The 7,567-nt window shown below is 68.6% G+C and carries 8 protein-coding genes and 1 other RNA gene; 3 read left to right on the top strand and 6 right to left on the bottom strand.

The window, feature by feature from the left end; genetic code table 11:
• The first annotated feature begins 201 nt into the window (after positions 1-201).
• Positions 202-549, top strand: a complete 348-nt coding sequence (locus ACFWPJ_RS19115) for a type II toxin-antitoxin system RelE/ParE family toxin (protein WP_378853095.1) — start codon at positions 202-204, stop codon at positions 547-549.
• Positions 546-887: a helix-turn-helix domain-containing protein gene (locus tag ACFWPJ_RS19120; RefSeq protein ID WP_378853097.1), complete on the top strand. Its 342-nt coding sequence runs from the start codon at positions 546-548 to the stop codon at positions 885-887. The genes ACFWPJ_RS19115 and ACFWPJ_RS19120 overlap by 4 nt, the downstream gene beginning before the upstream one ends.
• A 165-nt stretch (positions 888-1,052) precedes the next feature.
• On the opposite strand, the gene ssrA is transcribed toward ACFWPJ_RS19120, so the two are convergent.
• Positions 1,053-1,424, bottom strand: a transfer-messenger RNA (tmRNA) gene (gene ssrA, locus ACFWPJ_RS19125).
• 226 nt (positions 1,425-1,650) lie between these two features.
• Here ssrA and ACFWPJ_RS19130 point away from each other — a divergent pair.
• Positions 1,651-2,949: an ABC transporter substrate-binding protein gene (locus ACFWPJ_RS19130; protein ID WP_378853099.1), complete on the top strand. Its 1,299-nt coding sequence runs from the start codon at positions 1,651-1,653 to the stop codon at positions 2,947-2,949.
• 4 nt (positions 2,950-2,953) lie between these two features.
• Here ACFWPJ_RS19130 and ACFWPJ_RS19135 read toward each other — a convergent pair whose 3' ends face one another.
• The 5 genes from ACFWPJ_RS19135 to ACFWPJ_RS19155 form a co-directional block, all read right to left on the bottom strand.
• A complete protein-coding gene (locus tag ACFWPJ_RS19135) occupies positions 2,954-3,817 on the bottom strand; it encodes an EamA family transporter (protein WP_378853101.1) in 864 nt (287 codons plus the stop codon).
• Positions 3,814-4,287, bottom strand: coding sequence for an SsrA-binding protein SmpB (gene smpB, locus ACFWPJ_RS19140; protein WP_110036321.1), 474 nt, complete (start codon positions 4,285-4,287; stop codon positions 3,814-3,816). Before smpB ends, ACFWPJ_RS19135 begins: the two co-directional genes overlap by 4 nt.
• Positions 4,288-4,422: 135 nt before the next feature.
• Positions 4,423-4,557: a hypothetical protein gene (locus tag ACFWPJ_RS19145; RefSeq protein ID WP_378853103.1), complete on the bottom strand. Its 135-nt coding sequence runs from the start codon at positions 4,555-4,557 to the stop codon at positions 4,423-4,425.
• A 161-nt stretch (positions 4,558-4,718) separates the two neighbouring features.
• The gene (gene recQ, locus ACFWPJ_RS19150) at positions 4,719-6,710 is read right to left on the bottom strand and encodes a DNA helicase RecQ (RefSeq protein WP_378853105.1); all 1,992 of its coding nucleotides are present in this window, start codon (positions 6,708-6,710) and stop codon (positions 4,719-4,721) included.
• A gap of 96 nt (positions 6,711-6,806) precedes the next feature.
• The coding region (locus ACFWPJ_RS19155; RefSeq protein ID WP_378853107.1) for an inositol monophosphatase family protein at positions 6,807-7,567 on the bottom strand (761 nt) is incomplete at its 5' end.

The raw sequence follows: 7,567 nt of genomic DNA on the forward strand, positions 1-7,567 counted from the left end.
CGACAACGCTGATCGTTGGCAGGTAACTCCAGGCAACGTGGAGGAGATGGTCGAAATCCTCCGCCCACAGTGAGCCAGGACGAAAAAGCCCCTCACCTGGGTTCCACGTGAGGGGCCTCGAGTGGAGCTGCCGGGAATCGAACCCGGGTCCTCCGCCGGGAGCCGGATCCGCTGGTTCTCGGACCTGCAATCGAACCCGAGGTGCGGGACTGGCTGGAGGCGCTGCCGGCCAAGCACTTCCTCAAGGTCGACGAGTATGTCGGTCTGCTCGCCGAGCAAGCAGCGTCGCTGGGCGAACCCTACGCCCGATATATCGGCGACGGGGTCCGCGAGCTACGCCCAACACTGGATGGCGCAGCCATCCGCATCACGTACTGGCTCGCGCCAGGGCGAAGAGCCATCCTGCTGACTGTGTTCCGCAAGACTCGGATGCGAGAAGATGCCGAGGTCAAACGAGCGAAACTCGCCCAACAGACCAGCCAAGCCGAGCACGAGCCCGCCCATCAAGAATTCACCCGCACGATCGAGAAGGGAGAACTGGACCGATGAGCCACGCACGCTGGAAAACACTCCGCGAACGCAGACTCGCCGAGGGCTACACCGAACCCGACGATGTCACCGAGACCCGCCGCGAAATCCAACTCTCCATGGCACTGGCCCAAGCCGTCTACAACCGCCGAACCGAACTCGGACTCACCCAAGCCGAGCTCGCCGAACATGCCGGCCTCACCCAAGCCAAAATCTCCCGCATCGAAGGCTCCGACACCGTGCCAACCCTCCGCCTTCTCGCCAAACTCGCCGACGCCCTCGACGCCACCCTCAACATCGCCCTCGAGGCCGACGACACCCGAGTCAACTTCACCAGCCACCACACCGACGCAGCCTGAACCTGGCTGCATCGGAGCTTCACTGATGACCAGCTAGTCCCGCCGAAACCACGAAAATGGCACACACCCGGGGTAGACGGTGGGGGGGCCCGGGTGGGGGGCCGGGAGAACAACACCCGGCGCACCCCAAAAACCCCCCCCCCGGGTTCCCGGGGGGGGGGCCTCGAGTGGAGCTGCCGGGAATCGAACCCGGGTCCTCCGCCGCGTCTTCAGGGCTTCTCCGTGTGCAGTTCGCTAGGCCTCTACTTGGACCTCCGGGTCTCGCGAACAAGCCCGGATGACGATCCCAGTCGCTGTTTGATGTCCCATCCGACTCCGCGACCGAGCCGAACGGTGATTCCCTCTAGCTGATGCCAGTACCCGGGTCGAGGGACGAACCCGGACTGACAGAGACGACCTGCTACTTAGGCAGCGAGGGCGTACTCGCGCTGATTGGAATCGGCGCTTAATTGGTTGCAGCGACGCTTACGGTGGTCTCTTGCCTGCACCGACACGCTTCCCCTGAATCAACGTACGCAGTCGAAACCGTTCAGCCCCGTACGTGCCCGCACCCTGCGGGCTAGTCATATTAACACTCCCGCCGTCGCGGATCTTCCCATTATTTCTGCCAGTGGGCGATGTCGCCCCGGTGACCGGGTAGCGAACGTCACCGGCCCGGCTCGGTCAATCCGGGTGGCGGTGCCGGTCGAGGCGGGTACTGTTCTCGATCGGTCGCACCGGGGACAGCGAAATCCTTTAGGCGGCTGGAGCAAGGAGTTACCTGATGGCATTCACCAAACCGCGGGCACTGCGCCGTGCCGCGGTGATCCCGTTCGTAGCCGGTCTCGTCCTGGCCGGGGCCTGCTCGTCGAGCGAGCGGCCCGAGGGCCCCGGCGTAACGAGTGCGCCCTGCCCCGGCTCGGCGCACAAGGACCGGGGCTGCATCTATCTCGGCGTGCTCTCCGACCTCGGGGGCGGGCCGTTCGCACCGCTGGGCATCTCGATGAACGAGGGACAGCTGGCGTTCTGGAACCAGGTGAACCAGTCGGGCGGCATCGGCGGCTACGACATCGACATCACCACCTACAGCCGCAACACCTCCTTCGATCCGCGGGTCCACCGCACCGCCTACCACGAGATCGAACCGCACGTGCTCGCACTGGCGCAGAGCCTCGGTACCGGGCAGTCGATCGCGCTGCTCAACCAGATGGACACCGACGACATGGTCAGTGTCGCGGCCACCCAGTGGTCGGGCTGGAACTATCGCAGCGCCGACCGCAACCTGGTGCTCAGCGCGGGCTACTCCTACTGCACCGAAGCCGTGATGGGGCTGGACTGGTTCGCCGAGAACCACTACGCGCCACGCAATATCGCCATCGTCGCCTATCGCGGCAACTGGGGCGGCGACTACGCCAGCGGCGCGCTGAAGTGGGCACTGGCCAACGGAGCCACCATCGCCGACCGCATCGACACCGGCCCCAACGGCGAGGTCGGCAACCAGGACAGCCCGGTCGAGGAGGTGCTGGCCGCGTCACCGGATCTGGTCATGCTGGCCACCGGGCCCGCCGAGACCGCGGAGATCGTGGGCAAGCTCGTGAAGGCGGGCTTCACCGGCCGGTTCCTCGGCTCCCTGCCCACCTGGAACGCGGCCCTGCTGCAGACGGCCGCCGCGCCCGCGCTCACCGCGCTGTACAACTACACGACCCCCGTGGACAGCTGGAGCGGTGACAGCGTCGGCGCCCAGCGCGCCCGCGCGGCCGTCGACCACGAACCGGCCAACTTCGGCTACTCGCTGGGCTGGGCGATCTCCTATCCGCTCAAATCCCTGCTCATCGCGGCCGCCGCCGACGGCGAGCTCACCCGCTCCGGCCTGCGCCGCACGATCACCGACCTGAAGACGGACGGGGAGGGCATGGTCGTAGTGCATCCGGCCGGTGCCACCGCGCCCGATCTGTCCGAGGAGTGGTCGGTGGTGTTCAAGCCGGACGCGACCGCGCCGATGGGGGCAAGGGCGCTCAGCACCGGCTACCAGGGGACAACGCTGGGACGGCTGGGCATCCAGGAACCCTGCACCCGGCTCTAGCCGCTCAGTTCGCGGCGATCATCCCGACCGCCGCGAGCGCGAGCACCATCCCGACCTTCTGGAGCCCGCCGATCCGCTCACCGAGCAGGACCATCGCCAGCAGCACGGTCGCGGCCGGATACAGCGAACCGATCACGCTGACCACCGACAGCATCGAGCCGTGGAAGGCGTACAGCAGCGCCGCGTTGGCGATCACGTCGAGCACGCCGATCGCCAGCGCCAGCCGCAGCGGTTCACCGTGCAGGCCGCGGAATTGGCCCGCGGCCAGCGCCGAGGTCCACACCACCGCTGTCGCCGCGGCGCGCTGTCCGAGCAGCGGCCACAGGCCGGCGCTCGCGCTCGTCTCGTGCAGGAAGAAGAACGCGAAACCGAACGCGGCGCCCGACCCGACGGTGAGCAGCGCGACCCGCCGGCTGAACCGCAGTTCCCGGCCGCCGATGATCTCCTCGGTCGTCTCGTCGGGCGCCTCCCGGCTGACCAGCACCACCGCGACCAGCGCGAGCGCGATCCCCGCGATCGCCATCGGACCCGGCCGCTCGCCGAGGAAGAACCCCGCGATCACCGGGATGCCCGCGACCAGCACCGCGGTCACCGGCGACACCACCGCCATCGGCCCGTCGGCCAGCGCGGCGTAGAACCACCACACCGCCAGCCCACTGGCCACGCCCGCGGCCAATCCCCACAGCATCGATGCGGCGTCCGGGTGCCCGCCGACCAGCGGCGCGATCAGCAGGACCAGCAGCACCGACCACGGGTACGACACGACGACCACCCGCAACGCGGTGACCCGCCGTGCCGCGATCCCGCCGAAGAAATCACTGACTCCGTACCCCGCCGCCGCCACGAGGGCGAGCAGGACGGAGATCAACGCATGCCTTTGACCCGTCGACCGATCTCGCGCGTGACCTCACGCTCGGCTTGCCTGCGGGCCAGGTCCTGGCGCTTGTCGTAGTCCTGCTTGCCCTTGGCGAGAGCGAGCTCCACCTTCACCTTGCCGTCGGAGAAGTACATCGACAGCGGCACCAGCGTCTGGTTGCCCTCCCTGGACTTGCCGACCAGGTGCTCGATCTCGCGCTTGTGCAGCAGCAGCTTGCGGGTGCGCCGCGGTGAATGGTTGGTCCACGTGCCGTGGCTGAACTCCGGAATGTGCAGGCCGCGCAGCCACACCTCGCCGTTGTCGACGGTCGCGAAGGCGTCGACGAGGGAGGCCTTGCCTTCACGCAGGCTCTTCACTTCGGTGCCGACCAGCGCGATCCCCGCCTCATAGGTGTCGAGGATCGTGTAGTTGTGCCGCGCCCGGCGGTTGGTCGCGATGACCTTCCGGCCCTTTTCCTTCATGACAGTCAACTCTAAGTGACCGCGCCACCCGTTTATTCCGTGGTCCGTCCCACGCTCAGCTCGTCGGCGGCGCAGGCCGTTGGTACACCAGTTCCCCCAGGTGTCCGACCGCGCGGGGCCGGTGACGACGGCGGTTCAGCCGCCGGGGCGCAGCGCCAGGTAGAGAATCAGGGCCGCGGTGAAGACGAGGATCAGCGCCACCGTGGTCCAGCGGGGCCTGCCCCGACGCACGACGGCGTGATTGCCACCAAGCAGGGAAGGCGCGACCACCGGGTCGATGTGACGGTGTGGCATCGGGGGCGGGGGATCGGATCCGTTCGAGCTCGCGCCGCCCGACGTCTCACTTTCGGACCCTTCGCCGTTAGCCATGGCTCGACAGTATCGCGCCGCTCCCTGGTTCGTCGCGGGTTCCTTGTCGCCTGGCCGGGCGCCTAATCCTCGGTCAGCGCGGCCAGCACCCCCTCGCCGTAGCGGGCCAGTTTGTTCTCGCCGACGCCGCCGACGGTGCCGAGCTCAGCGAGCGAACCCGGTTTGCGCGCAACGATTTCGCGCAGTGTCGCGTCGTGGAAGACCACGTAGGCCGGCACGCCCTGTTCCTTCGCGGTGGCCGCCCGCCAGGCCCGCAGATGCTCGAACAGGGGCAGATCGGTGGCGGGCAGGTCGACGGTCGCCTTGGCCGATTTGGCCGCGCGCGCCGGGCGAGCCGCGCGTTCGGGTTCGCGGCGCATCGGCACTTTCCTGCCCTCGAACAGCACCTCGTTGCTGGCGTCGGTGAGCGCGAGCACGCCGTATTCGCCGTGCACGGCGAGCAGTCCGCCCGCGAGCAGCTGACGCACCACGCCGCGCCATTCGGTGTCGCGCAGATCGGTACCGATGCCGAAGACCGACAGTTCGTTGTGCCGGTGCTGGGTGATCTTCGGGTTGGTCTTGCCGAGCAGGATGTCGACGAGATGGCCGGCGCCGAAGGCCTGTCCCCGTTCCCGTTTGAGCCGCAGCACGGTCGAGAGCAGCTTCTGCGCGGGCACCGTGCCGTCCCAGGTCTCCGGCGGGTTCAGGCACACATCGCAGTTGCCGCAGGCCTGGCCGGGCTGACCGAAATAGTTCAGCAATTGGACGCGACGGCAGCCCACCGTCTCGCACAGGGCGAGCATGGCGTCCAGGTGCAGCTGCAGCTGCCTGCGGTGCGCTGCGTCGCCTTCGCTGGAGTCGATCATCTTGCGCTGCTGGACGACATCGGCCAGGCCGTAGACCATCCACGCCGTCGACGGTTGCCCGTCGCGGCCGGCGCGGCCGGTCTCCTGGTAGTAGCCCTCCACCGATTTGGGCAGGTCGAGGTGGGCGACGAAGCGCACGTCGGGCTTGTCGATGCCCATGCCGAAGGCGATGGTGGCCACCACGATCAGGCCGTCCTCGCGCAGGAACCTGGCCTGGTTCTCGGCGCGGGTCCGGTTGTCCAGGCCCGCGTGATAGGGCACCGCGCGCACGCCGTTCTCGTTGAGCAGGGCCGCGGTCTTCTCCACCGAATTGCGCGACAGGCAGTAGACGATGCCCGCGTCGCCGGGATGCTCGGCGCGGATGAAGTCCAGCAGCTGACGGTCGGCGCGGTTCTTCGACTCGATCCGGTACTGGATATTGGGCCGGTCGAAGCTGGAGACGAACTGCTTCGCCGAACCGAGGTCGAGTCGTTCGACGATCTCGGCGCGGGTCTTCTCGGTGGCGGTCGCGGTGAGCGCGATGCGCGGGACATCGGGCCAGCGCTCGTGCAGCAGCGACAGCGCGAGATAGTCGGGCCGGAAGTCGTGGCCCCACTGGGACACACAGTGCGCCTCGTCGATCGCGAACAGCGCCACCGTGCCGCGCTCGAGCAGCCGCAGCGTCGATTCCAGGCGCAAACGTTCCGGCGCGAGGTAGAGCAGGTCGAGTTCACCGGCGACGAACTGCGCCTCGACCGTGCGCCGCTGATCCGGCGACTGCGTGGAATTGAGGAATCCGGCGCGCACACCGAGCGCGCTGAGCGCGTCGACCTGGTCCTGCATGAGCGCGATCAGCGGCGAGACGACGACACCGACGCCGGATCGCACCAGCGACGGCACCTGGTAGCACAGCGATTTGCCGCCACCGGTCGGCATCAGGACCAGCGCGTCACCGCCGCTGACGACCTGCTCCACGATGGCCGCCTGGTCGCCGCGGAAGCTGTCGTAGCCGAAGACCCGGCGCAGCACCTCCTCGGCCGTCTCCCCGCGCGCGGGGGCCGCGGCCCGACCCGGCCTGGCCGGGGCGAGGTCGTCGAAGTGGTAGCCGCCGGTGTCATGGAAATCGTGCTCGGAGACATAGCCACCGTCGGACGGGTACGCGTCGTCGGGCGGGAAGTCTTCGGGCGGGAAGTCGTCGACATCGGGGGCTGTGGCGCCGGAATTGCTCACCGGGCCATCCTACGAGCGAGCGCCGGGCCCGCAGCCCGTCCACCGGACCCGACGACGGCGTTCACCGGTAGTTGCTCACATGTGGATAACTCGGATTCAGCCGCGCAAACGGGCGAGGACCTCGTCCTGGAGCAGGCCGTTACTCGCCACCGCGTCGCCACCGTGCGGGCCGGATCGCCCGTCCAGGGAGGTGAACGTGCCACCGGCCTCGCGGACCAGGATGTCGAGCGCGGCCAGGTCCCACAGCGAGACCTCCGGCTCGGCCGCGATGTCGACCGCACCCTCGGCGACCAGGCAGTAGTTCCAGAAATCACCGTAGCCGCGGACCCGCCAGACCGCGTCGGTGAGATCGACGAACTTCTCCCGCAACCCCCGCTCGTGCCAGCCGGACAGGCTGGAGAAGGCCAAGCTCGCCGAGTCGAGATCACCCACCGCCGACACCGTGATCGGCTTCGGCGCACCGGGGTGCACCTGCGCCCATGAGCCCGAACCCGCCGCCGCCCACCAGCGCCTGCCCAGCGCGGGCGCACTCACCACGCCGACCACCGGGACACCGTCCACGAGCAGGGAGATCAGGCTGGCCCAGACCGGCACACCGCGGACGAAGTTCTTGGTGCCGTCGATCGGGTCGACCACCCACTGCCTGCCGGTGAACTCCGCGTCACCGCCGAACTCCTCGCCCAGCACGGCGTCACCGGGACGTTCCTCGGCGAGCACGCGCCGGATCACCTGCTCGACCGCGAGGTCGGCATCCGAGACCGGGGTCAGGTCCGGCTTCGCGTGGACCATGAGGGGGACGGCGCCGCAAACCACCCCCGAGATCGCGGCGGCCGCGGCGGCCAGTCGGAGGGCAAGGG

It is taken from the genome of Nocardia sp. NPDC058497, from assembly GCF_042720195.1.
Taxonomy (GTDB): domain Bacteria; phylum Actinomycetota; class Actinomycetes; order Mycobacteriales; family Mycobacteriaceae; genus Nocardia.